The sequence below is a fragment of the Sulfurovum sp. MH2-6 genome (assembly GCF_058374785.1).
Genome location: NZ_CM178170.1, coordinates 1,728,365 through 1,753,365 on the forward strand (window position 1 = coordinate 1,728,365; position 25,001 = coordinate 1,753,365).

20 protein-coding genes are annotated in these 25,001 nt (G+C 44.5%); 6 read left to right on the forward strand and 14 right to left on the reverse strand.

From position 1 onward, the window contains the following. Positions 1–163 precede the first annotated feature (163 nt). The 9 genes from AC4JOV_RS08915 to AC4JOV_RS08955 form a co-directional block, all read right to left on the reverse strand. Positions 164–979 (reverse strand): SDR family NAD(P)-dependent oxidoreductase, encoded by an 816-nt coding sequence (locus tag AC4JOV_RS08915; RefSeq protein ID WP_229937929.1) that lies wholly within the window; start codon positions 977–979, stop codon positions 164–166. Beyond that, a complete protein-coding gene (locus tag AC4JOV_RS08920; protein WP_229937928.1) occupies positions 976–1,659 on the reverse strand; it encodes a 3-methyladenine DNA glycosylase in 684 nt (227 codons plus the stop codon). Before AC4JOV_RS08920 ends, AC4JOV_RS08915 begins: the two co-directional genes overlap by 4 nt. Before the next feature lie 12 nt (positions 1,660–1,671). After that, the gene (locus AC4JOV_RS08925) at positions 1,672–2,091 is read right to left on the reverse strand and encodes an NUDIX domain-containing protein (RefSeq protein WP_229937927.1); all 420 of its coding nucleotides are present in this window, start codon (positions 2,089–2,091) and stop codon (positions 1,672–1,674) included. 168 nt (positions 2,092–2,259) lie between these two features. Then, on the reverse strand, positions 2,260–2,772 hold the full coding sequence (bioV, locus tag AC4JOV_RS08930) for a pimelyl-ACP methyl ester esterase BioV (protein WP_229937926.1): 513 nt from the start codon (positions 2,770–2,772) through the stop codon (positions 2,260–2,262). Continuing rightward, complete coding sequence (locus AC4JOV_RS08935) at positions 2,759–4,426, reverse strand: AAA family ATPase (RefSeq protein ID WP_229937925.1); 1,668 nt, start codon at positions 4,424–4,426, stop codon at positions 2,759–2,761. The genes bioV and AC4JOV_RS08935 overlap by 14 nt, the downstream gene beginning before the upstream one ends. Next, the gene (gene mtaB / locus AC4JOV_RS08940; protein WP_229937924.1) at positions 4,401–5,648 is read right to left on the reverse strand and encodes a tRNA (N(6)-L-threonylcarbamoyladenosine(37)-C(2))-methylthiotransferase MtaB; all 1,248 of its coding nucleotides are present in this window, start codon (positions 5,646–5,648) and stop codon (positions 4,401–4,403) included. Before mtaB ends, AC4JOV_RS08935 begins: the two co-directional genes overlap by 26 nt. After that, positions 5,649–7,304: a mechanosensitive ion channel domain-containing protein gene (locus tag AC4JOV_RS08945; RefSeq protein ID WP_229937923.1), complete on the reverse strand. Its 1,656-nt coding sequence runs from the start codon at positions 7,302–7,304 to the stop codon at positions 5,649–5,651. After that, positions 7,301–8,353: a 3-dehydroquinate synthase gene (aroB, locus tag AC4JOV_RS08950; protein WP_229937922.1), complete on the reverse strand. Its 1,053-nt coding sequence runs from the start codon at positions 8,351–8,353 to the stop codon at positions 7,301–7,303. The genes AC4JOV_RS08945 and aroB overlap by 4 nt, the downstream gene beginning before the upstream one ends. Positions 8,354–8,459: 106 nt before the next feature. Continuing rightward, positions 8,460–9,890, reverse strand: a complete 1,431-nt coding sequence (locus AC4JOV_RS08955; RefSeq protein WP_229937921.1) for a COG3400 family protein — start codon at positions 9,888–9,890, stop codon at positions 8,460–8,462. 111 nt (positions 9,891–10,001) lie between these two features. On the opposite strand from AC4JOV_RS08955, the gene tgt reads away from it, so the two are divergent. The 4 genes from tgt (at position 10,002) to AC4JOV_RS08975 (ending at position 14,425) form a co-directional block, all read left to right on the forward strand. After that, on the forward strand, positions 10,002–11,129 hold the full coding sequence (gene tgt, locus AC4JOV_RS08960) for a tRNA guanosine(34) transglycosylase Tgt (RefSeq protein ID WP_229937920.1): 1,128 nt from the start codon (positions 10,002–10,004) through the stop codon (positions 11,127–11,129). 212 nt (positions 11,130–11,341) lie between these two features. Next, entirely contained in the window at positions 11,342–11,848 is a 507-nt protein-coding gene (locus AC4JOV_RS08965) for a DUF2726 domain-containing protein (protein WP_229937919.1), read from the forward strand. A gap of 437 nt (positions 11,849–12,285) precedes the next feature. Continuing rightward, positions 12,286–12,711, forward strand: a complete 426-nt coding sequence (locus AC4JOV_RS08970) for a hypothetical protein (RefSeq protein WP_491522135.1) — start codon at positions 12,286–12,288, stop codon at positions 12,709–12,711. Beyond that, positions 12,704–14,425, forward strand: a complete 1,722-nt coding sequence (locus tag AC4JOV_RS08975; protein ID WP_229937917.1) for a bifunctional lysophospholipid acyltransferase family protein/GNAT family N-acetyltransferase — start codon at positions 12,704–12,706, stop codon at positions 14,423–14,425. Before AC4JOV_RS08970 ends, AC4JOV_RS08975 begins: the two co-directional genes overlap by 8 nt. A gap of 68 nt (positions 14,426–14,493) precedes the next feature. On the opposite strand, the gene AC4JOV_RS08980 is transcribed toward AC4JOV_RS08975, so the two are convergent. Further along, positions 14,494–16,119: a Na/Pi cotransporter family protein gene (locus AC4JOV_RS08980; protein ID WP_229937916.1), complete on the reverse strand. Its 1,626-nt coding sequence runs from the start codon at positions 16,117–16,119 to the stop codon at positions 14,494–14,496. Positions 16,120–16,206: 87 nt separating this feature from the next. Between AC4JOV_RS08980 and AC4JOV_RS08985 the strand changes: the two genes are divergently transcribed. Continuing rightward, a complete protein-coding gene (locus AC4JOV_RS08985; protein ID WP_229937915.1) occupies positions 16,207–17,643 on the forward strand; it encodes a CYTH and CHAD domain-containing protein in 1,437 nt (478 codons plus the stop codon). A gap of 110 nt (positions 17,644–17,753) precedes the next feature. Continuing rightward, the gene (locus AC4JOV_RS08990; RefSeq protein ID WP_229937914.1) at positions 17,754–18,182 is read left to right on the forward strand and encodes a heme-binding domain-containing protein; all 429 of its coding nucleotides are present in this window, start codon (positions 17,754–17,756) and stop codon (positions 18,180–18,182) included. Here the strand turns inward: AC4JOV_RS08990 and AC4JOV_RS08995 are convergent. From AC4JOV_RS08995 to gltB, 4 genes are all read right to left on the reverse strand, one after another. Next, positions 18,179–18,754: a thiamine phosphate synthase gene (locus AC4JOV_RS08995; protein WP_229937913.1), complete on the reverse strand. Its 576-nt coding sequence runs from the start codon at positions 18,752–18,754 to the stop codon at positions 18,179–18,181. The two genes, AC4JOV_RS08990 and AC4JOV_RS08995, sit on opposite strands and share 4 nt — an antisense overlap. A gap of 9 nt (positions 18,755–18,763) precedes the next feature. Continuing rightward, positions 18,764–19,597, reverse strand: coding sequence for an acetyl-CoA carboxylase, carboxyltransferase subunit beta (gene accD / locus AC4JOV_RS09000; RefSeq protein ID WP_229937912.1), 834 nt, complete (start codon positions 19,595–19,597; stop codon positions 18,764–18,766). A gap of 15 nt (positions 19,598–19,612) precedes the next feature. Continuing rightward, positions 19,613–20,335 carry an inositol monophosphatase family protein gene (locus tag AC4JOV_RS09005; protein ID WP_229937911.1) on the reverse strand — a complete coding sequence of 241 codons (723 nt, stop codon included), beginning with the start codon at positions 20,333–20,335 and terminating at the stop codon, positions 19,613–19,615. A gap of 108 nt (positions 20,336–20,443) precedes the next feature. Continuing rightward, positions 20,444–24,865: a glutamate synthase large subunit gene (gene gltB, locus AC4JOV_RS09010; RefSeq protein WP_229937910.1), complete on the reverse strand. Its 4,422-nt coding sequence runs from the start codon at positions 24,863–24,865 to the stop codon at positions 20,444–20,446. Between the last annotated feature and the right edge of the window lie 136 nt (positions 24,866–25,001).

Sequence of the window (25,001 nt, forward strand, 5' to 3'; positions counted from 1 at the left end):
TCTTCCACTTTTAATTGTAATAAAAGCATTATCAATTTTAACTGACTTTTACGCTGCCAAGGCAACTTTGTAAGAACTCTCTTTAAAATTCATTGATGTGAGATGTAAGATGTGATAAAAAAATTTTGCCACAGAGAAAGAAGGGAAAGGAAACGAGAGAAAGTTACCCCACTCTCATCAGTATCTTATCGAGTAGAGAAGTACTCAGTATCCTCTTTAGATTCCCAAGCAGATAGGTTGCCTTGGTGATGTAGTATCGCGGCTTTGGCTTCTTGGCTGCAATGATCTCATAGACTACAGAGGCTACGGCATCAGCCTCCAGGTTGAATGGTACTTTTTTTCCTGTACCCCTGATATTTGCTTCATACTTCTCTTTGAAACGTGAATGCGCTATATCCACATTCTCCTGGAGTTTTTGCATCGCATTTTGGCGGAAATTACTGGTGATAGGACCTGTGTTGAGCAGAGAGACAGAGATACCGGTATCCATAAGTTCCAGTCTGAGCGTATCACTGAGCCCTTCGATGGCGTATTTGCTGGCATTGTACGCTCCCCTGCCAAAGAGTGAGATAAGCCCCAGTACCGATGAGTGCTGGATGATCTTCCCGTACCCCTGCGCTTTCATCACTCTGAGTACCTGAAGTGTACACTCATGCAGGCCAAAGAGATTGGTCTCAAACTGTGCTCTGAGCATTGCTGTGCTAAGGTCCTCTACCGCGCCCGGCTGTCCGTAACCTGCGTTGTTGAACCATACATCGATCTTTCCCTCAAGCTCCATCACTTGGCTGATCACCGCTGCTATCTGCTCAGGCTTGGTCACATCAAGCACCATGGCATGCTCAAATCCCAAGTTTTTGAGATGCGCCACATCTTTCTCATCCCGTGCTGTCGGATAGACAGAGATATATCTCTCCTTCAGATATAGCGCCGTCTCCAACCCTATACCTGTACTGCATCCCGTGATCACGATATTGGTCATATACTCTCCTCCAACGCTTTTAAAAGCGGTGCAACATCAACCTGTTTACCGCGGATATGTTTTTTGGCATATTCTACTATTTTCCCATGAAATCTGGCATAGACCGTTGCAAGATCTGCCTCTTCACCGTAGAGAACTTTGATCTTATGAAAGTTTTCCTCTATCCCCTGCTCCATCCACTCCTGAAGCTCTGTATAGCTGTCAAACGTATAACCGAATGCCCCCAGAAGCCTTTGTGTGTAACTGTCAACCACACACACCGGCCTATGACACGCATAGCATAAGATAGAGTCTGCACTCTCCATCCCTATGCCCTTTTGCGAGAGCAGCCACCTTCTGTCAACCTCATTGACAAATCTATCAAAGGTAGCAAAATCCTGACGTATATTTTCACAAAGTTTGATCACTCTTTGTGCCTTGGTATTGTAAAATCCGCTTGGTTTGATAAGTGAAGCTATCTGTTGTGCATCAGCATAGGAAAGTGCCTCAAGGGTGAGCAGGTTTGCCGCTTTAAGATGGGAGAGGGACGCTTCTACTCTTTCCCATTTGCTCTGTTGCGTAAGCAGTGCACCAACCACTACCTCAAATGTTCCGCTCTGAGGCCACCAGAAGGGATCTCTCCCGTTATGAAGAAAACCTAATTCTTTGAGTGCGATAAGCAGATCGAAGCTATCTTGCACATCCTCTCCCCGCTACTTACAGGTTTTCAAGTAGTCTGTTACGATCTTTCCATGATCAAATACGAGTTTTTCCACCGGAAGATCCGACAAGGTATAGAGGCTTGCAACTTTGGCATCATCACCGCCTTTTGGCTGACCTGAAGCTTTGGCTACATAGACAACCGTTGCCGTATGAAAACGCGGATCTCTATCAGGATCTGAGTATATACCTAATATCCTATCGATCTCCACATCCAAACCGGTCTCCTCTTTCATCTCACGTACCAGTGCCTCTTCAATCGTCTCTCCAATTTCAACAAATCCACCCGGTAAAGCCAACCCTAACGGTTCACACTTACGATCGATCAATACGATACCCTGAAATATACCCTCCTCATATACTTCGATAATACCATCTATTGTCAAATGTGGGGTTTTAGGTGTGAATGACATAATCTATCCCTTAATTCTCTTTATAGTAAAAGTATAACATATAAAACAGTGTTTCATCTCTTCAAATGTATCAATTTTCTCTTAAATAGGCAAAGTATCACACCCCTGAGATGAAGAGGAAAACACTCTATGAGATACGATCCGGCCCACCTCTCAATTATTTGAGATTTAATCCCTTAACAGATGCCCTGCACCCTTGATCAGATAAGTGACTGCATGCCGGGCAAAGAAATCAAAAGCGGCGGCAGCATCAATGATCCTGTCTTCACTCCCCAGGAAGACTTCGATCGTGGTACCTCTCGCCAGAATCTCACTGATCTTTTCACTCTCCCACCGGTAAGTCAGTAAAGATTCAAGTTCTTCATAGGTACCTGTATGGAGAGATGCAGAGAGATCATCCTCTGAAGGGTAAGCCGCATTGGCCAGAAACTGTTTGATATAGGCTTCCTCACCGCTTTTAAAATAACGCAGCTGGGTACGGAGGAAACTTGGCTTTTGATGCTGAAAAAAAGCCGGAGAGAGAAGGATAAGTCTATCTACCCGCCGGGTAGTGTTATAGACATACTCAAATGCCTGCTGTGCCCCGTAACTGAACCCGGACACACATAGGTCGCTTTCTATCAGGAACTCACGGAAAAACGCCTCTTCACCCTGAAGAGAGAAGCCGTTAAAATATCTCACGAAGTATCTCTCTACACTGGTCTTGGTCTATATTTTCATGCTCCAGAAGATAGGCTGAAGTTTTTTGCAGTGCTACATTGAGTGAGTTAAGAAGATTCGTCACTTCAGTCACAGAACTCTTCAGAAGCTCCTCTTCCTGAGATGGCGTGATAATGAAGTTCTCATTCATCATATACTCATAGACGACTTGATGCACCATCGCTTTCGCCTGCTTGATATCACTGCTTGCATTGGTAAACTGTTCATTGAAGTAGATCGAGTTTGCGATACTTCCTGACAGGTATATCTTGATACGGTTTAGCAGCTGTCCTTTTGAGAGTATCTCATGGTCTTCTCTCAGCAGCATCGTATTGACCAGGCCTATCTTGTCAAACTCGATATCAAACCATGTTGCTACAAGTGCTTTGGCTGCCTGATAGACGGCCTGAATCTCACGCTCTCTATCGGTCAAACTCATGATCTTGCGTTTACCCAGCAGCACCTTCTCTTTGACTGCTTCAAAGTCTGAGGTCTCGATCGCAGAACGGCCGTTACGCATCGCATAGATCGCTGCTTCATTGGTGAGCGTTGCAAGGGCTGCGGAGTTGAATCCTACCGTCATTCTGGCCACATGAGCGATATTCACGCTGTGAGGCTTTTTAGCCAGATAGAGTTCGAGTGTTTTTGCTCTCTCCTCAAGGTCAGGGAGTGAGATATGGATACGTCTGTCAAAACGCCCTGCGCGAAGCAGCGCTTCATCCAGTACATCGATCTTGTTCGTTGCCCCGATAACGATCACTCCCGAACTCTCCTCAAAACCATCCATCTCGGTCAAAAGCTGGTTGAGTGTCGCTTCTCTTTCATCATTCCTTAGTTCACCACGGCTTTTCCCAACCGCATCGATCTCATCGATGAAGATAATACTCGGTGCCATCTGTTTGGCTTTTTTGAAAAGTTCACTGACCCTTTTGGCTCCCATACCTACATAGATATGCACAAAAGAGGCCCCGCTTTGATAAAAGAACGGTACACCCGCTTCCCCTGCAACTGCCTTGGAGATCAGTGTTTTCCCCACTCCCGGAGGTCCGACCAGCAGTACCCCTTTGGGTAGACTGATATCCAGTGCCTTATATTTCTGCGGGGCTTTAAGAAAATCAATGATCTCCTCAAGCTCCTCTTTCACCGCACTGATCCCGGCGACATCCGAGAACCTTACATGTGAAGTAATCGCCTGTACCGGCTCACTTTTCCCTGTTTCATCTTCTCTTTGCAGATTGAGCTTCAACTGCTTGAACTGCTGTGCTCTGTTCTCTTTGATCATCTTAAAGAGCAGGAGGAATGCTCCCAGTATAATCAAGAGGGCAAGAATATCATAGAGGTATTCGTTGTTCTCTTTGACCTCTACAGGATATTTGGTAAAAAAGCTGTTTTTGTTGATCGCGTCCTGATAGACCTTATACTCTTTATCTGCTGTCTTGATACGGATATAGTCACCATCTACAACCAGCTTTGTGATCTTCTCTTGCGTAAAAAGCGCATTGGCCTGCTTGTGCGTAATTACCTCAGCACCATCTCTCAGTATGGCAAATGCCAGCAAAAGGCCCAATACCGCCAGAAGCGACAGAATGATCTTAAGGTGTTTGGTTGCTTTAAAGTGCTGCTTTATTGCCTTCACTGCTCACCTCGATATCATTTAACACTACCCAGTTTGAACTGAGGTCCTCATCACTTGTGACAGAGATACGGTTGAAGTACTGATCAAATCCCTGATAGACGCCGTCTTTTCCGCTCTCCAAAAGTACTTCCAGGTTACTGGTATGCTCACGTCTAAAGAGGTAATTTTTAGCCTTGACGATCTCTGTCAGCTCTCTATGTCTGGCTTTGGCGATATCCCCTTTTATTTCAGGCTTCATTGTAGCGGAAGGGGTATTGTCGCGCTTGGAGTAGGTAAAGGCATGGATATGCGTCAATGGAAGTTCTTTGACCCTGCTAATCGCTTCAGCCCACGCCGCATCATCTTCACCCGGGTGTCCTACGATATAGTCCGTACCCAAAGCATACCCTTTTTCAGCGATCTCCTGGAAGAGTTTGATATCGCTCTCAAAACGGTTACGCCGGTTCATCAGCTCCAGCATCTTGTCACTGGTGTGCTGCAGGGCGATATGCAGGTGTTTTGCCATCCATGGTTCCGTGAGCAGCTCCTTGAACTCCTCATCGATCTGGATAGGCTCCAGGCTACCGATACGGATACGTCTTACGCCACGTACCTGGGAAAGCTTTTTAAGCAATTTGGCCATGGATGACCCCTGGTCTTTCCCGTAACTTCCGACATTGGTCCCCGTCAGGATAAACTCACCGAAACCGTTACCGGCCAACCTGGTCACCTGCTCGATGATATCTGCCTCTCTGTGACTTCTGGCATCTCCTCTCACCGCAGGGATGATACAGTAGGAACATCTGAAGTCACACCCCTCCTGGATCTTGATAAATGCCCTGGACTTACCGACAAACTCCTCGACGATCGTGGAGTCGATATGGGTAAGGTCACCGATCTGATAGAAGGGCTGCTCCTGCTTGAGTATCTCGTTGATCTTCTCTTTTTCCGAGTGTCCCATCACGCCATGCACTTTTTTATCGCTGAAGAGTGCTTCGCCTTTGGAGTGTGCACCGCATCCCGCAAGGATCACCTTGGCATCCGGGTTTTTACGTTTCATGGAGCTGATGTAGTTTCGCACAGAAGAGTCTGCGCCGTTGGTCACGGTACAGGAGTTGACGACAACAATGTCCGCACTCCCCTCATCCATACTGATCTCATAATCTTTCAGCTTTGAGATCATGATCTGCGTATCAAACTGGTTGGTACGGCATCCGAACGTTTTAAAAAAAACTTTTTGCATTTACACTATATCCTTTGTAGGTGCTTCTATTGGTGGTTTTCTTACATCTTTATCCACATAGATAGACTGTGTAGGGAATGCCAGGTTGATATCCTCTTCCTCATGCAGCCTTGCAATGATCTCAGCCGAGATCGTACTTCTCAGTGTCAAAGTCGCATAGGAGTTGGTGAGGTACCATACACTGATCTTCATCCCGTAAGTGTCAATCAATGTAAAGATACGCGGTTCAACATTGGTATTCTTCATATGATATTGACTTCTCAGTTTATTGAGCTGTTTTCTGGTGATGTCAGTATACCCTTTAGAGTATTTTTTGGCAATCTCTTTAGAGATAGAGGCAGCTTTTTTGAAATTTGAGTCAAATGTCACGACAAACTCGATCCCGTCCCATACGGTCTTCAGCCCCGCGTGTGCATAGTTTGAGATCATATCCGTAAAGATGAAGTTGTTCGGTATAAAGACGATACGCCCTGCTCTACGGTTTGTCATCTGTGTTGTCAGTGTCACATCTTCATGCATCGTCATACGGAGCAGAGAGATATCGACGATATCCCCTACGTACTCCGTATTGCCGCGTACAAACTTCACACGGTCACCGACATGGATCGCACCACCGATCACGATCACAAACCACCCCATCACCGACATAAACCAGTCTTTCATCGCGATCGCAATACCCGCTGATGCAAAACCGAGGATCGTCACCAGGTAGCTCACGTTCTGAATATAGGCAAAAAGCAGTGTAAAGATCACAAAAATAAAGAAGGTCAGGTTCAGTGCTTTGTTGATCGTATAGTATCTGTCGATATCGGACATATAACGTTTGACGATATACTTTGCCAAGATCAGAAGAACAAGGAAAAAGAGGACCAATCCGCCGATATAGACAGTTTTCTTACTCTCATCAGCGATCTGCTTTTTGAGACTAAGGGTGATCTCATCTACCTTTTTACTGTAGACATTCTGCGTGGTCTTGAAGATATCCAACACTGATGCAAAGGTCATGATCTCCTCTTTGATATCGAGCAGAACCTTATGATACTTTTCATCCTTCCCTGAAATCTCATACATCTCTTTAATGATCTTCTCTTTGGCACGAAGCTTCTCTATCACATCTTCAAGCGTTTCATAGCGTGAAAGGTACTCATCCTGGGCAGAGATAAGTTTCTCCCGGTAAGAGATCGCACCGATAATCGCAAAAGGGTTACCTACAGTCGGCACCTCTTCGATCTTGGGAGGCTCAAGATATTTTTTGAAAGGATCCTTTTCATACTCGCTTAAAAGTTCCAGTTTCCCCTGCAGTGTTTCACTCTCAAGCAATAATGTATCCAAGTGCTCCTGCTCGTCTTGCGTCAGCCTCTTCTTGAGTTTAATACTATCGATGCTTTTTTGAATGGCATCATACTGTTTTTGCAGGATTTTGAGCGTAGAGTAGTTACTGTATATCTTTGCAAGCACACTTCTATCCAAAATCTCTTTATCGATTGCATCAGCCTGTAACTGCAACTGTGCCAAACGGGAAACGATATGCTGCTGTAGATTCTGTGTCTCCTGAATGTTTGATCTGTTGACTTCAGTGGTGTTCCCGTCAACTACTATCTCAGCAAATGCCAGATTTGCCAAGAAGAGTAACGAGAGAAGCAGCCTTGGTATCATTGATCTGCTCCAAACTGTTTCAATACTTTTTTGACGATCATCTCATCAATGTCATTGACGATCTTGTGGTTACCCATCCCCTCAGGCAAGATAAACTTGATACTTCCCTTGGCACTTTTTTTATCCAAAAAGAAATGCTCATAAAATGCATCGACATCTTTGATCTCGTAGCTTACAGGCAAAGCGGCTGACTCAAGCAGTCTCTTCACCCGGTCAGCCTCTGCCTGCTCGAAAAGCCCCAGTTCCACTGCCAGTGCATTGGCCATCACCATACCGATCGCTACAGCTTCACCGTGAAGATAGGTGCTATAGTGTGTCTCGTTTTCGATCACATGGCCGAAGGTGTGCCCGTAGTTGAGAACCGCTCTGATCCCGGCCTCTTTTTCATCCTGGTTGACAACCCATGCTTTCAGCTCTACGCTGCGTCGGATCATCTCTTTGAGTACCGCTTCATCATGGAAGTCCGCATTCCCCAGGAAATTAAAGAACTCGGCATCGAACATCACAGCCATTTTAACGATCTCAGCCACGCCTGCAGCAAACTCACGCGGCGGCAAGGTCTCTAAAAATTCCGGGTTGATATAGACTGCTTTGGGCTGATAGAATGCACCGATAAGGTTTTTCCCGTACGTGTTGTTCACGCCTGTTTTTCCACCTACACTGGCATCCACCTGGCTTAGTAGTGTCGTAGGCACCTGAATGAAGTCGATCCCGCGTTGGTAGAGACTTGCCGTAAAACCGGTCATGTCTCCGATCACTCCCCCGCCAAATGCAATCAACAGTGACTTCCTGTCAAACGTATGCTCAAAAAGTTCCCCAAGAATGTTCTCTACCGTTTCAAGTGTTTTATACTCTTCACCGTCAGGCACAGTCACAACATGTACTTCGGGTGCGTCGATTTTTGAGAGAAGTGTCTCCAGGTGCAATCCTGCGACAGTGGGATTTGTTACTATCCCCACTTTGGTATCAAATGAGAGTGTAGGAAGTTTGTCGATAAGAATATCATAGGAGATATCCTGTCTATTCTCCAGCTTGATAGGAACGATCATAAATAAAGCCTTGTTGATAAGGGCGCCAAAAACCCAAGGTGCCCTAACGTTATAATTTGCTTTATTTTATCTTATTTGTGGTTAAAACCGCTTGTAGGACCGATGATTATTGATCGTTGATAGCATACGGCACAAGAAGTTTTGGATGTTCCTGGGTGATCAGCAGGAAATCCTGTATTTTGGTAGAGATAAACCGTACAAAGTCATTGGCATTGAGATTCTCTTCAAACGGTGCGATCTGGAGGATATCCTGCCTGTTTTCAAGCTCTCTCACCGGATTGGCGATCTTCTGTACGATATTGATCTCGGTATTCAGAATCTGTGTCAGATTCTCGTAATGTTCAATGATCATCTTTTTACTTGCAAAGTCACCTTCCGGGTCAAAATCACACAGACAGAGCTTCAGCTTCAGCAGCTCCGAGATCTCAAATGCACTTGAAGAGATGGACTCCATCTGTTCTTTCTCTCCCATCAACACCACTGACTCTTTGACGTTATAGAGCGGTTCATCTCCAAAGAGATAGACGATCTTTCTCAGATCATAAAGCAGTTTTTTCAATTTATCACTCTCAAAGCGGGCGATCGAGTTCAGCACCAACCCGATATCGTATTTGTGAATATCATACTCGATAGTATGTTGATATTGATTGACATCATAACAAACCAGGATCGTCACATTTTCAGACTCATAGGCACGTAACTGCTCAAGCAACTCAAAATCACCATGGTTGAGTACACGTACAAAGAGCTGTTTATGTTCAAGCTGTCGCAAGAGATAGATACTCTCTTTAAGATAGATCATCGCATTCTCTCTATCGAGTGCAAAATCCAGGAGCAGATAGAGGTTCTTTCCAAACGGTTCAGGGAAGAGCCCCCTGCGTTTATTGATCGTTTTATAGACACCGTTGAGGACGATCGGCTTCCCCAGGACCAGCAGTGTATCATCGGGACGTATCATCGTCGCATGGGTAGGGATGATCTGCTTTTCATTACGGTAGATCGCTACGATCTTCCATTTTCGCTGCAGGATCGAGCCGATATGACGATAGGCAAACGAACTTCCGAAAGGCACGTGTATCTCCATGATCTCCCCCTGACCAAGCCCCACATTCTGTGCCACGACCGGTACATTGGGAAGATGGTCATAGAGGTGGGCTGCCAAGATATTATCACTGTCGATCACCGTGACATGCTCCAGTTTGAAGTCGATCTTCTCCTCTCCCCACTGGTGCAACAGGATCACCCGCATCTTGTCATCGATCATATGAATGTTCTCAAGTGCGTATTGTGCATCCTGCATATTTTTCAAAACGACATAGACGATACTGAAACGCACTTCGTGCATCACTGTATTGAGGCGTGCATAACTGGTCGGATCGATCTTTAACACAGAGATATTCTGCCCCATCTTTTCGGGTGCCATATCACTCTGGTAACAGGTCACATAATAGTTGTTTTCCGCTACACGCTTTTTGCTGATCCAGTCTACAAAGTGCTTTGCAACACTGCCGTCAGCCAATATCAATACATTCTTCATTAATCACTTTCTAAAATTGGGTACAATTACACAACTATTTTCAGGCATATGCCTGGACTTCTCAGGGGTTCACCCATGAAGAAGCCATTTTGAAGGGGTAATTATAACACAATGCAATTTCAGATAGATAAAACTGACGGCAAGGCCAGAGCCTGTACGATCACCACGGCTCACTCAACGATACAGACGCCGGTATTTATGCCTGTAGGTACCGTAGGAGCGGTCAAAGCACTGGATGCGACAGACCTGCAAACCTTTATCAAACCCGATATTATTTTGGGGAACACCTACCACCTCTATCTTCGTCCGGGAGATGATGTCGTAGCCAAAATGGGAAAACTGCACGGATTTACCAAGTATCCCAAAAGTTTTTTGACTGACAGCGGCGGATTCCAGGCCTTCTCTCTTTCAGACAATGTCAAGATCGACGAGAACGGTATCGAATTTCGAAGCCATATCGACGGGAGCAAGCACTACTTCACGCCTAAAAAAGTGATCGATATCCAGAACAACCTCGGTTCGGACATTATGATGATACTCGATGACCTGGTCGCACTGCCTGCCACACAGGAACGTATCAAGGCAAGTATCGAGCGTACGACGCGCTGGGCAGAGGAGTCGATCAACTACCACAGGGAGAACCAGAAAAAAGGGATCGGTGTCGATCAGAATATCTTCGCGATCATCCAGGGCGGTACAGACAAAGCTTTTCGGGAAAAATCGGCCAGGGAACTCTGTGCATTGGACTATGACGGCTTTGCGATCGGTGGTCTGAGCGTCGGTGAAGCCAACCAGGATATGTATGATACAGTGGCGTGGACCACACAATTCATGCCCGAAGAGAAACCGCGCTACCTGATGGGTGTAGGAACGCCTGAAGATCTTGTAGAAAACGTCTACAGAGGGATAGATATGTTTGACTGTGTGATGCCGACGCGTAATGCACGTAACGGTACCCTCTTTACCTCGTTTGGGAAGATGCATATCAAAAATGCCGCCTACACGACCGATGAGGCACCGATCGACCCCGAGTGTAACTGTATGGTCTGCCAGAACTACTCACGCGCCTATATGAGACACCTCTTCAGGGCCCATGAGATCACCTATCTCAGGCTCTCGACGATCCACAACCTCTACTACTACCTCGACCTGATGAAACAGATGAGAGAGGCGATCGTTGAGGAAAGATTCGAGGCGTTCAGAAAAGAGTTTTACCGTAAACGCGGCGTGGAGATATAACCAGGTTATGATCTTGTTCCATCCTCTCCTGAGGTGGAACACCCTACTGTGTCGATGCATTGAACAGAATATCCCGCAAGCTGGATCCTGGGGACGAGGGATATCATGTTACACGCTTTCTTTTACTACATAAACAGATGATCTGGCTTTTACCAAGAGCACCTGCATAAGTGATTGAACAACGCAATAAAAATAGTGATAGAGGAAAATAGATGGAGAGACTTCAGCATAACGATATGGCACTTCTGGCAGGGGCTGCTCTTTTCGTTTTGATACTGCTTTTGTGGGTGAACAGAAGAGAGAGGCTGCACTACGAAAAAGTTGCACTCTTTACTCCGGCAGAGAAGAAGTTTCTCCATGTTTTGGAGCAGGCATTGGGGAAGGAGTTCAGAGTATACGGGAAGGTACGCATCGCCGATACCATACTGCCGAAGCGAACGCTCTCAAGAAAAAAATGGAACAGACACTTCTTTCAGATCAGCAGTAAACATTTTGACTATGTACTCTGTGACAGAACAAGCATGGATCCTATCTGTGTCATCGAGCTCAATGACAGAAGTCACCAGAAAAAAGAGCGGATCAAACGTGATCAACTGGTTGAAAAGGCATGCAGATCGGCAAAGCTTCCTCTCATCTGGATAGCTGTTCAAAAAGAGTATGATAAAAGAGCTCTTCATCATCAGATCAAAAAAGAGATTACGCTACAAACAGCAGCATAGCAAGAGTGCATCTTACGGGTAATAGCTACACGATTTCCCTTCCGATCTTCTGACCGGAAATACAAACTTCCCATTTGAACTCTTCGTCCTCACAAGTGTAGAATTTTAATTAATGTGATAGGATCATATCCTGATCGATACCGTTTGAAGATGTACTATCTATCCCTTGACCAAATGTGTATAACCACAACGAAAACAGTAAAATCCCTATGAGTAATCTTTGCATACTCCCCCCTCTCTTACATATAATTATTGTAATAATATCAAATGAATGTGACACTAACGTGACAATGAACCAATTTATAAAAATCATCTCCCCCTCATTACAAAAACGTTATCAAAAATTATTATTATTAAAGTAACTTTATCTTAGAATTAGTTGTTTCAAAGGGGAAGGGGATATAAGTTTGAAATCTATACAATTCATAATTCTTATATTGATAACGATCAAAGTTTTACAGGGGAATGCATCTGAATACACTCAAGGTTCAATGCATGTAAAAATCTTTGAAGCAACACACATACTTCCATCTAGCCGGAATTACCCTGATATCTATCAATGTACTTTAAACGGCAACATTCTATCTGATTACACGCTTATCGATCCGTATACATCCAATGAGATACTTTCCAAAGCAGAAACATTTCAATGTTCTCAAGTGCTTCAAGTATATTCACCTCGCCGCAACTTTTTTCTCTCTACAGAGACGGAAAAAGGCAAGGTCCGCAGATACAAAAGCCCATACGGTTTGAACGATAAGTTTCCAAGCAACATGAGTGTAACCCAGATAGATGAAATCCATAAAAAAGTACTTGATACTAGAAAGAAAATAAAAATAGCACCAAGGACTTCCAATGTTTAATGTTTCAGCGATACTCTATGATAAATTTCCAAAGTTAAATCAACTGCCTCAAACTGTGCAGGATCTGATTGTTACATCTTTGCAAAACTTATTTCATGAAAGAGATTTTAACACTATCTATAAAGAGAATCATTTTCTTAAAGGCATCAACTATGTAAGCAGTATGTTGAGGCAGCTAAATATACACTATTGCGTTAAACCCAGGGAGTTATTGAACATTCCCTCAGAGGGCGGTCTGATCGTAGTGGCAAACCATATCACAGGGGCCTCAGATGCGTATTCTCTTGTAGAGCTTCTAGCAAATCAGAGAGAAAATAAAAAAGTAAGGCTTTTGGTAAACAGTATGCTAAGTGGGGTAAAACAGGCATCGGATATCATTATCCCGGTAGATAACATCACGGGTGCCATTACGAAAAAAAGTCTGAAGAGTGTATATGAGGCACTGGATAATGGCGAGGCTGTCGTTATTTTTCCTGCAGGAATCGTCAGCAGACTCACAGTGAAAGGAATAAAAGACAGTGAATGGAAACCCAGTTTTCTAAAAATAGCAAAAAAAGCATCCGTACCGATCCTGCCTGTCAAGATCAATGGAAGAAACAGTGCACTGTTCTACCTCCTCTCACTACTATTGCCTAACAAAATAACAGGCCTGATGCTGCCACGGGAATTTGCCATTGCAGGCAGACAAAAACCATTACAGTATACTATCGGGAAAGTGATCCCTGCCACCTCTTTTAGCGATGGGAATATCGCACTGGACAGTTATGCAAAGATGTTTTATGACCATCTCTATAATTTGGGAACCGACAAGGAAGAGATCCTCAAAACAGAGATCACTATCGCTCCTCCGATCAATCCAAAACTCTTAAAAGAAGAGATTGAAAAAGCAGAATTCTTGACCTATACCAGTGACGGGAATAAGCTTGTGATTGCCGATGCGGAAAACGCTCCCTGCCTGATCAATGAATTGGGACGTCTAAGAGAACTCTCATTTAGAACGATAGGAGGAGGGACAAAGAACTACCGTGACAATGACATCTATGACAGTTACTACAAACATCTGATCTTATGGAATGAAGAAGATCTTGAAATCATGGGTGCATACAGACTGGGACTCTGTCAGGAAATTGTCTCTCAAAGAGGTATGGAGGCACTCTATACCTATAACCAGTACCACTTTGATCAAGAGTTTGAAAATTATCTAGATCAGTCCATGGAAGTCGGTAGAAGTTTTGTACAACCCAAGTATTGGCGCTCCAGGGCACTGGACAATCTATGGAAAGGTATCGTGACCTATCTTAATATACATCCTGAACTACGCTATACCTACGGTATTGTTACCATTAATGCAGATATGCCGCAGAAAGCAGCATCGGCGATCGTCTATTTCTACTCTAAATATTTTTCTGCTGATGTACAGATGCTGAAAGCAAAAAGTAAATTTCATATCTCCAAAGAAGAAGAAGAGAAATATAAAAAACTTTTTGACGGTCTGAGCTATAAGGATGGATTGGCGGAATTAAAACACTATCTCAGAGAATTCAAGGTATCGATCCCTACACTTTTCAAACAGTATCCTGAGTTGTACAATGAGGGAGGAGTGAATTTTTTTGACTTTAGCAAGAACGACAAACTGCACGGTGTCATCGAAGGGTTGATTATCACAGATAATCGTAAAATGAAAGAAAACCGCAGAAGACGATATATCGCCTAGTATCTCTCACAAGATACAGGCTTTGATTCCCGTCTATAGCAGAAAATAACCGCACTGAAGTCTATCTTCTAAGTTGCGATCGGGGCCGTATTTATCTCCCCTGCCCTGGAAAATGCAGCTTCCATATGTTTGCTTATTCTGGCGATATGGCTACTGGTACGGCTCAGCCACTTAAGGGCTTCGAGTGCATTACCGCCCTCGATGATACTGACGGTATCATCTGCCATCAGTGCAGTCAGAGATTCTCTGCTCTCAAAGACAAACTTTTTGATCTTTTTTTCACTTTTTTTCCCAAAAATCGTCGATTCATTATAGTTTGAAATATCCAAACTCTTCAGTTGAAACTCGATATCTTCATATAACCACCCAAACCCCTCTTTCAGATACTCTGAGCGCATCAGGAAATCGATACTCTTCTGATCCTCCTGACACCTGTCTATCAGACGTTGCAGGTGATCGGTGATATGTATGATATCGATCAGCCGTTTCCAGTTGGTCTCTTCGCTTTGGGAGAGATGTATCTTGTCACAAAAGATCTCGATCTCCTCAAGTCGACGTTCTATCTTTTCAAGATCAAACTTTTCCGCTTCAACATGATTTGCCAAACGATAGTGCATATAAAGCAGGACATTTTTCCACTCATCCTCCAGATACTTCTGTACCAGACTGAGTGCCACCGGGATATCTTCCAGCAATGCATCTTCAAACCTGTAGTGCAGACTCCTCTTTGGTTTGGGGATAAGATGCTCCATCATCCCTGCAAATCTTTCGGCAAAGGGGAGGACCATAATCACTCCAAGGGTATTGAAAAAGGTATGGAACCCTACCAGTGCCAACTCGGCATGTTCACTCAACACATTTGGAACTGCCAAAGAGAGTACCGCAGTATAAGGCGTAATCAAAAGCAACGCCATCACCCCTGTAAAAAAATTATAGATCACATGCGAAATTCCCGTCCGTTTAACCTCTACCGAACCTCCTATCGTCGCCATTGCGGCAGTAAAAGTCGTACCTACATCCATCCCTATGACCAATGCTGCGGCCTGTTCAAAGCCTATCAGGCCTGTATAGAGCAGTGTCAGAGCTGCTGCCACACCCGCGCTGGAGGATTGGGTAATGACGGTGACAATGATCCCCACGATAAGCAGCTGAAAGCGCCCCAACCAGCTCTCTTCAGGCAGATACTTTTCTAAAAGCACACTCTCTACCCCCGACATCGCCCCCTGCATCCACTCTATCCCCACAAAGATCAGACCAAAACCCGCCAGGGCATACCCTATGGCGGCAAATTTATCAGAGAAAAAAAGTTTGAGCATAGCTCCCAGTAGAATAAAGGGAAGGATTACCGTCCCCAGTTTGAGTTTGAAACCAAGCAGTGCTACCATCCATCCGGTAATTGTTGTACCGATATTGGCACCGAAGATAATCCCCAAAGCCTCAGGGAAAGCAAGCAACCCTGCCCCGACAAACCCTACTGCCGCTACTGTCGTAGCACTCGAAGACTGCAGGATCGCTGTGGTAATGGCTCCGGTGAGTGCACCGCTTGAGGGTGTCTTGGTAAAATGCATTAATGCTTTACGTATACGGTCCCCTGCCAAGGCGCGTAACCCTTCGGTCATAATGATCATTCCGATCATAAAAATACCGATACCGCCCAGCAGTTGAGATAGACTAAAAATGGTCTCTAGACCCACCTCCAGCTCCTTTCCAGCCCTTTTTTATATCATACCATAGTTGTCTCTAATCTATGGTAGAATAAAGGGTATAAAAAGGAGTATAAGATGGTTGAGCTTGAGATAGAACGCAAGTTTCTTCTACTGCCCTGCAGAGCAAAAAAGTTACTGAACTTTTACAATATCCCTTACAGGAAAGAACGTCTTGAACAGTATTATGTCTCAACCCAGGCTTCCCCCTATACCCGTTACCGTAAAAAGGGGGATAGCTACTATCAGACGATCAAGAGCGGTGAAGGAATGGTACGTGAAGAGAGAGAGTTTGAAGTCTCACCTAAGACCTATCAAAAACAGAGAAAAGAAGCACTCGGCCGTATCATCACCAAAAACCGCTACACTTTTGAGTATCAAGGCGATACCTATGAGATGGATATTTTCAAAGGGGTGTTGAAAGGGTTATGCTATCTTGAAATCGAATTTCCGGATGAAAAGAGAGCACATGCCTATCAGATTCCGGAAATATTTGAAAAGCTTCTAGTCACTGAAGTCACCTATGATCATGCCTTCAACAACTCGGCACTAAGTCATTCCGAGACTTTCCCTACGCCGCAGCTCAACCATCCTTACCTGGAGGAGAATAGATCTCTTTACACCATCACACCGTTCCTGGCGATCCATCATGCGCTGGATACAATGCTCTATCAGCTTACAAACGGGATAAAGCAGTATCAGAGACTGCTTCAAAATGATCCCGAAGATATAGAAGCACTCCATCAGCTTCGGATCCATATGCGAAAACTACGTGCAATGCTCCAGGAGTTTGAACCTTTTTTTGATCCCAAATGGCTGAAAACACATAAGAGGGTACTTGCAGATCTGATGGAACAGACCAATGCCAAACGGGACAATGATGTAGCACTGATCGACATCGATACCTTTCAAAAACAGCTTGACGGTAAAGGTAAAAAATATTTGAAGAAATTAAAAAACAGGCTGCAACAAAAAGAGGAAACACTGGAAACTACACTGCTTCAATTTCTAAACGGGGGAAACCTCACAGCGGAACTTCTTGCATTAAGAGAGCATTTTAACAGCGATGCTATCTATAAAAAGACTGCAAAACAACCTCTTATTCTTGTAGCAATCACCATCATTCATCAAAGTATTCAGGAGATTATCACGGAAGGAAAAGAGCTTAAAGCAGACGCATCCCAAAAGGCTTACCATAAACTTCGTATACGGTTCAAAAAACTGAGATATCTTCTGGAACTGCTTTCTCCGATCATACCTCAAGATAATCTCAAAAACGCACTCAGCCACCTAAAAAAGATACAGACAATTCTAGGTGAGATCAATGACCTTCAAGTACAGAAAAACGAGCTCAGATCCTTCTCTAAAGCCTCTAAAGGTAAAAAGAAAAGTGCACTGAAAGTACTGGAAAAGAAGATGAGACGCAAAGAGCAGAAGAGACTTGCTTCCTTTGAGAAAGCATTTCAGACCTTTAAAAAAGAAAAATCACTGTATCAGAAACTGCTTTATCTATAACCGCCAAGAGTCGACCAGTTACAGATCACAACTTCACTGTCGTTACACACGGAAGCAACACTAAACAGATATGATAGGGAGAAAGATCCTATAAAAAAAGGAGTTTTGTGATGAAAAAATCTGTTTTGGGAGTGATCGCACTGTTTCTCTTGATCCAGTTTATACCGATAGGACGGGATCATACCAACCCGCCTATCCAGGCTGAACCGCAATGGGATTCACCCAAGACAAAAGCGCTTTTTGACAGAGCGTGTGCGGATTGTCACTCCCATACCACAGAGTGGCCGTGGTACAGCAATCTTGCCCCACTCTCATGGATCATTGCTGACCATGTGACGGAAGGCCGCGAGCATTTCAATGTATCCGCATGGGGAGTTCAAAAGCACAATGAAGGTGAAGAGGCAGCTGAGGAGCTCGAAGAGGGTGAGATGCCGGTATTTGGCTATACGCTCACCCATCCGGAAGCACGTCTGAGCAAAGAGGAGAAACAACGCCTTATTCAGGGCTTAGAGGCTACCTTCGGGAGAGAAGAGAATTAACGGTAGAGCGCTGAACCGATCACCTTATAGAGGATCGGTTTTTCAAACGCATCTTCGAGTTTTACCCCTCCGATGATACCGACAGGATGTTTGGAGTGTTTCGCTGCCTCCAGCAGTGCTTTACCGCCTACATTCGCTTCAGATTTTGTTTTGGTGGAGCGGTAGGCTCCCAGTCCGATATAGTCCAGATCAAGCCTGTTGGCTTCTTCTATTTCGGAGAGATTATGGGTAGAGAGACCAAGCAGTTTTCTACCGATCATACCACGTACTTTCCTGACTGATTCATTGAGATCAGAACCATACTCCCGTATATCCTCCTGACCGATATGCAAGCCGTCTGCATAGGCTATCAGTTCGATCGTATCATTGATGATAATCGTCCCCTCGTAATATTCCCGTATCCTCAGAAGGTCGGATTTTTTTTCTTCCAGCGTGCCCTTTTTGTTACGGTACTGCAGGATAGGGATATCAAAAGATTTGAGATGTTCCAGATGGAGGATAAGTGAGACACCCTTTTGTTTGAGTGTCTCTTTATCTACAAGTGCATAGATTGCAGCAGCATTTTGAGACATACGGGGTGTTTACCCTGCCTTTGTATTGAAAAGTTTGAAAAGATCTGAAAGTGTCTGTTTCATCTGCTCACGGTTTACTACCATATCGATCAGTCCATGCTCAAGCAGGAACTCTGCACGCTGGAACCCTTCAGGGAGATCAACACCGACAGTCTGCTTGATCACCCTCTGTCCTGCAAATCCGATCAATGCATCAGGTTCAGCCATGATAATGTCACCCAGCATTGCAAAGGATGCCGATACACCACCCATCGTAGGATCAGTCAGGATAGAGATAAACGGCAGACCTTTTTGGTGCAGTCTATTGAGCGCAGCAGAAGTCTTACTCATCTGAAGCAGTGAATAGGTACTCTCCTGCATACGTGCACCACCTGAAGCAGAAACGATGATAAACCCGCACTCTTTTTCGATCGCTCTGTTGATACTTCTTACGATCTTCTCACCCTCAACAGAACCGAGACTCCCACCCATGAAGGAGAAGTCAAATACAGCGAGTTCTACAGGCTGTCCATTGATCGTAGCACTACCGCTTACGACTGAAGAGGTTTTACCCGTTTTTGCTTTCGCCTCTTCCAAACGTTTTTTATACGACTTCTTGTCTGAAAATTTCAAAGGATCGACAGGAGCGAGTGTTGCATCCATCTCAACAAATGATCCCTCATCAACGATCGATTCAATACGTTTATCTGCACTGATACGGAAGTGATGGTTACACTTTGGACATACGTTGAGTTTTGACTCAACCTCTTTATAGAACATCAAGGAGGTACATTTAGGACACTTTATCCACTGGTTGGGTGTCTCTTTTACGCTCTCATCTTTTTTGAACAGGTTTCCAAACATTGTTTATTCCTCCAATTAAACCGACTGGATCAATCCAACGATTCTATCTACAATATTTTTATCTTGCGATACTATAACATAATCCTCATCAACAACCACTTCAAGACCCTCACAAAGTGCCAATCCCGCAGCAAAATCATAGATTCGAAACGCTCCGACATAGAGTACAAACTCTACACTATGTGCATAAGCGAGTGAAAGTGCCACTGCACCGGGGGCCCGGAACTTGATTTTCTCTTGGTGTAACTTCTCTACCAAAGCACTGTTGGCATAGGCTTTTTCAAAGAGCCCTATCTCACTTTTAGCGTTTTTTTGCAGCGGAGTAAAATCCTCACTGAAAAGTTTTCCCTGCACTGCCTCTTTCCCTGCCTCTTTGATAAAGATATCCCCATTGGCAAAATTACAGACGATCGCACTATCAAGTACACCCTCCCCATTGATCTTGGCAACAGAACTGCCAAAATAGGGAAAATGGGACAAGGCGTTGGAGGAACCGTCAATAGGATCGATGATGATCTGCTCCTCACCCTCCCCTATCACACCGCTCTCTTCGGACTCAATGACGCCATACGAACCGAGATACTTCACAAAGACCTCTTCGGCAAAGAGATCCAGCTTTGAACTTACATCTCCGCCTGCACCGACTTCACTCTTTTCATACCACGTGTTTTCAAAGTTTTGCAATGCATTGAAGATCTCTTTATTGGCGTTAATGACAGCTTGAATAAATGGGGTCATGATATTTCCTTCGTGTAAGATGCCCGGTTTCCCCGAACTACGAAATGATAAGTAGAAAATAGTGCGTCAAAGACGCATCGCTGGACGCTAAGTTCGGCTTTGCCGAACTTATTCACCTTTCTTTTGTGCTTCAAGTGTCGGCTTTGTACCTCTTGGAACAACCATCCAGAACTTTCTGATCTCCGTTCTGAACCCTTCCAGGATTTCCGTAGCTCTCTGGCTGCCTGTTTTTTCGATGTAGTCTTTAAGAAGCTCTTTAAGCTCAAACATCTCCGTATCATACTCATCCGTATCGATACGGAATGCCTCGATAAGTTCCGGGTTCATCTTTTCATAGAATTCACCGTCAATATCATAAACAAATGCTTTACCGCCTGTCATACCTGCACCGAAGTTCACACCTGTTTTACCAAGGATCGCAACCACACCGCCTGTCATATACTCACATGGGTGGTCACCTGTTCCCTCTACGACTGCTGTAACACCCGAGTTACGTACCGCAAAACGCTCACCAACCATACCGTTGATATAGACTGTACCGCCTGTCGCACCATAAAGACACGTGTTACCGCCAAGGGCAAACGGTGCACCTGCGATCTTATCCGCAGTGATCACGATACTACCGCCGTTCATCCCTTTACCGATATAGTCGTTCCCTGCACCTTTGACATTGATATTGATCCCTTTAGAGAGGAAAGCGCCCAGAGACTGACCTGCCGTACCGGTGAGATCAAGATTGATCGTACCTTCCGGAAGACCTTCGTTACCGTAACGCTTCGCTATCTCTCCTGAAATTCTCGTACCGAAACTTCTATTGAGGTTGTTGATCTCTTTCGTCAAAGTGATCGGTGCTTCAGGATTTTCAATCGTAGGAAGAAGCTCTTCAATGATCGCTTTTTCATACTCGTTCTGATCATACGGTTCGTTAGAAGCCACCTGGCATGTATCTACACCCTCTACTTTTTGAAGTAGTTGCTCAAAATCAAACTTCTTGGCAAACTCATCATCGATCACTTGAAGCAGTTCTGTCTTACCGATGATCTCTTCAAGCGATCTGTAACCAAGACTTGCAAGGATCTCTCTGATCTCTTCACCGATAAGGTTGAAGTAGTTGATCACTTTTTCTACGTTCCCTGAAAATCTCTCTCTCAGTTTAGGATCTTGCGTTGCAACCCCTACCGAACAGGTATTGAGGTGACAGATACGCAACATCATACATCCTACGATGACAAGTGCAGCAGTACCAAATGCATACTCTTCTGCACCGAGGATCGCTGCTTTGACAACATCCATACCTGTTTTAAGTCCACCGTCGGTCTCTACGGTTACCTGTCCTCTAAGGTTGTTTGCTTTAAGTGCATTGTGTGCTTCAACCAGACCAAGTTCCCAAGGGTTACCTGCAAACCTGATAGAACCGATCGGTGCTGCACCCGTACCACCGTCTGCACCTGAGATGATGATCTTATCGGCATACGCTTTGGCAACACCTGCAGCGATCGTACCGACACCTGCTGTTGATACAAGTTTGACCGCTACTTTTGCTTTCGGGTTAGCCTGTTTCAGGTCAAAGATCAGTTGCGCCAGATCCTCGATAGAGTAGATATCGTGGTGTGGCGGCGGCGAGATCAATGTAACACCAGGTTTCGTATATCTCAATCTAGCGATCAGAGGAGTTACTTTTGCCCCGGGAAGCTGTCCACCTTCACCCGGTTTCGCACCCTGTGCTACTTTGATCTGAAGCTCTTCGGCATTCTGTAGATATTCCGGAGTAACACCGAATCTACCGGAAGCAACCTGCTTGATCTTGGAGACTCTGTTCGTACCGTAACGTGCTTCATCTTCACCTCCTTCACCGGAGTTAGACTTACCGCCGATGGTATTCATCGCCATAGCCAACGTTTCATGTGCCTCTTGAGAGATCGATCCCATAGACATCGCTGCTGTCGAGAAACGTTTGAAGATTTCGCTTAAAGGCTCTACCTCATCGATACTGATCGGAGCTCTCTCGCTCTTGAATTCAAAGAAGTCACGGATAAATTTTTCGTGTCTGTTATTGACAAGTTCTTTAACTTTTTCGTAATCCTCTTTACTTCCGCTTTCAGCAGCTTTTTGGATCGCACTGATCGTGGTTTTTGAGAAATCGTGGAACTCTTCACCTTTTCTATACTTGTAGAATCCGCCTTTATAGAGCACATGTCTTTCACCCTCAAATGCATCTGTAAATGCTTTTTGATGATTACTGTTAAGTCGCGCTTCGATATCACTGTATCCAAGCCCTTTCAAGAGGCCTCGTGTACCTTTGAAACACTCTTCAATGATCTCTTCACTTAGACCTATCGCATCAAACAATTGAGAGTTTCTATAGCTTGAGATCGTTGAGATACCCATCTTTGACATGATCTTCATCAGACCGCCACCGATCGCTCTACGCACCTTTTTAAACAGCGCTACACGCTCTTCACCCTCTAAGTCAATCAGAGTATCTACCGTATAGTAGAACAGGTATGGGAAGACTGCTGCGGCACCATACCCGATCAGACATGCAGCCGAATGAGGATCGAACACTTCCCCTGTAGCAGCTACGACACTTGTAAGGTGTCTTAGTTTACGCTCAAGCAGTACCTGGTTCAGACGCCCTACTACCATCATGATAGGCATTACTTTATTGTCTGCAGTCAATCCCCTATCATCAAGGATGATGGTTCTTACACCGTTATCTCTAACATCTACGATGATTTTTTCAATCAGTGCATCAAGACTTGCTTTAAGATCATGTGTAAACGTAGTATCGTAGTGTCCACATTTATAAGCAGGATCATACTTCTCGTTATTCTCATCTCCAAACTCCTGAAGGATATGGAATTTCTCAGATGACATAATAGGAAGTACCGTCTTAAGTCTTTTTGCATGCTCTGCATCATCAGAAAGCACATTTCTTACTTCACCGAAACCGGTATTGAGGCTCATTACCGTTTTCTCTCTGATCGGGTCGATCGGAGGGTTAGTGACCTGCGCGAACTTCTGTTTGAAGAAGTCTGTAAAGTTTCTCTGCTCTTTAGAGAACGCTGCGATCGGCGCATCATCACCCATGGATGCAGTCGGTTCTTTCCCCTCTTCAACCATCGGTTTGATCACTTCTCTGATCAGTTCAAGCGTGTAGTTGAAGTAACGCTGTTTAGACTCCATATCTTTTTGATCACCGTATGGTTTCTCTACTGTTGTATTGGGTACATGCTCCTGAAGATAGCTCATATTCTCTCCGAGCCACTTGTTGTACGGGTGTCCTGCTTTGATATACTCGTTGATATCTTCGTTGTAAAGTACTTTACCGAACTTAAGGTCGATCCCCATCATTTCACCGGATTGAAGTCTACCACGCTCAACGATCTCATCTTCGGGAAGTTCAAGCACCCCATACTCTGAAGAGATAAGAAGTCTGTTATCTGTTGTCTTGATGTACTTGGACGGTCTCAAACCGTTTCTGTCAAGTACACAACCGATATAACGGCCATCAGTCATACTCACTGCTGCCGGACCGTCCCACGGTTCAAAACAGGTACTCGCATACTCATAGAACGCTCTCAGGTCGTTATCCATATGCGGCGCATTGTGCCATGGTGCAGGGATCATTGAACGTGCTGCTTTAAAGAAGTCTACACCGTTGATACGCAAGAACTCCATAAAGTTGTCAAGACTTGCAGAGTCACTCATACCATCCTGGATCACATCCATGAGTCTGCTCATCTCATCATCACTGAAGACATCACTTTTTACTGCATTCATCTTCGCAGCGACATTGAATCTATTGGCTGTAACAGAGTTGATCTCACCGTTGTGTGCGATCATTCTAAATGGCTGTGCAAGTTTCCACTGCGGCAATGTGTTTGTAGAGAATCTTTGGTGGAAAAGACAGAATGATATCTCAAAGTTTTCATTTGCAAGATCTTGGTAAAACTCTTTGATATGGGTTGGCATCACAAGGCCTTTGTACGATACCACTGCTGTAGAGAATGAAGGGATATAGAAATCTTCATCCTCTTTTAATGCGGCTTCGATCTCTTTGCGTGAAAGGTAGATCAGGGCATCAAAACGCTCTTTTGCTACTGCAGATTTAGGTGTAACAAAAACCTGTTTGATATCCGGAAGTGTCTCTAGTGCCTGCTTCCCTAGCGCATTGGTATCAACCGGTACCGTACGTGTATAGATCACTTGAAGATCATTATTCTCACATACTGTCTTGATCACATCAAAATTGTTTTCATTTTTTGAAAAGACCATTGCGACTGCATAGGTTTCAGGAAGTTCTACACCGTCTTGACTTGCCTCTTTTGCAAAGAAAGATCGTGGAATAGAGAGTAAAAGCCCCGAACCGTCCCCTGTCTTACCGTCTGCTGCAATTGCCCCTCTATGCATCATACGCTCTAACGATGTGACAGCGTCTTCGAGGTTTTTGTGTGAAGGAATATTGTCGATGGATGCCAAAAGTCCAAATCCACAATTGTCCTTGAATGAAGTATATAAATCTTGCATTATTCAGCCTTAAATTTTGGTATAGAGAACACTTAAAGGTGTTCATAAAATAGGCCCGATTATACAGAAATAGCCGTTAAATATTGTTTAATCGGTCCTTAATTCCCTTCTGCGGGGGTGTTGTTTAATGCTCTTT

Bases quoted from the DNA above. Each gene is read 5' to 3' on its own strand.
- AC4JOV_RS08915 (WP_229937929.1), bottom strand. From the start codon at position 979: ATGACCAATATCGTGATCACGGGATGCAGTACAGGTATAGGGTTGGAG.
- AC4JOV_RS08925 (WP_229937927.1), bottom strand. From the start codon at position 2,091: ATGTCATTCACACCTAAAACCCCACATTTGACAATAGATGGTATTATC.
- mtaB (WP_229937924.1), bottom strand. From the start codon at position 5,648: ATGCAAAAAGTTTTTTTTAAAACGTTCGGATGCCGTACCAACCAGTTT.
- AC4JOV_RS08945 (WP_229937923.1), bottom strand. From the start codon at position 7,304: ATGATACCAAGGCTGCTTCTCTCGTTACTCTTCTTGGCAAATCTGGCA.
- aroB (WP_229937922.1), bottom strand. From the start codon at position 8,353: ATGATCGTTCCTATCAAGCTGGAGAATAGACAGGATATCTCCTATGAT.
- AC4JOV_RS08955 (WP_229937921.1), bottom strand. From the start codon at position 9,890: ATGAAGAATGTATTGATATTGGCTGACGGCAGTGTTGCAAAGCACTTT.
- tgt (WP_229937920.1), top strand. From the start codon at position 10,002: ATGCAATTTCAGATAGATAAAACTGACGGCAAGGCCAGAGCCTGTACG.
- AC4JOV_RS08965 (WP_229937919.1), top strand. From the start codon at position 11,342: ATGGAGAGACTTCAGCATAACGATATGGCACTTCTGGCAGGGGCTGCT.
- AC4JOV_RS08975 (WP_229937917.1), top strand. From the start codon at position 12,704: ATGTTTAATGTTTCAGCGATACTCTATGATAAATTTCCAAAGTTAAAT.
- AC4JOV_RS08985 (WP_229937915.1), top strand. From the start codon at position 16,207: ATGGTTGAGCTTGAGATAGAACGCAAGTTTCTTCTACTGCCCTGCAGA.
- AC4JOV_RS08990 (WP_229937914.1), top strand. From the start codon at position 17,754: ATGAAAAAATCTGTTTTGGGAGTGATCGCACTGTTTCTCTTGATCCAG.
- AC4JOV_RS08995 (WP_229937913.1), bottom strand. From the start codon at position 18,754: ATGTCTCAAAATGCTGCTGCAATCTATGCACTTGTAGATAAAGAGACA.
- accD (WP_229937912.1), bottom strand. From the start codon at position 19,597: ATGTTTGGAAACCTGTTCAAAAAAGATGAGAGCGTAAAAGAGACACCC.
- AC4JOV_RS09005 (WP_229937911.1), bottom strand. From the start codon at position 20,335: ATGACCCCATTTATTCAAGCTGTCATTAACGCCAATAAAGAGATCTTC.
- gltB (WP_229937910.1), bottom strand. From the start codon at position 24,865: ATGCAAGATTTATATACTTCATTCAAGGACAATTGTGGATTTGGACTT.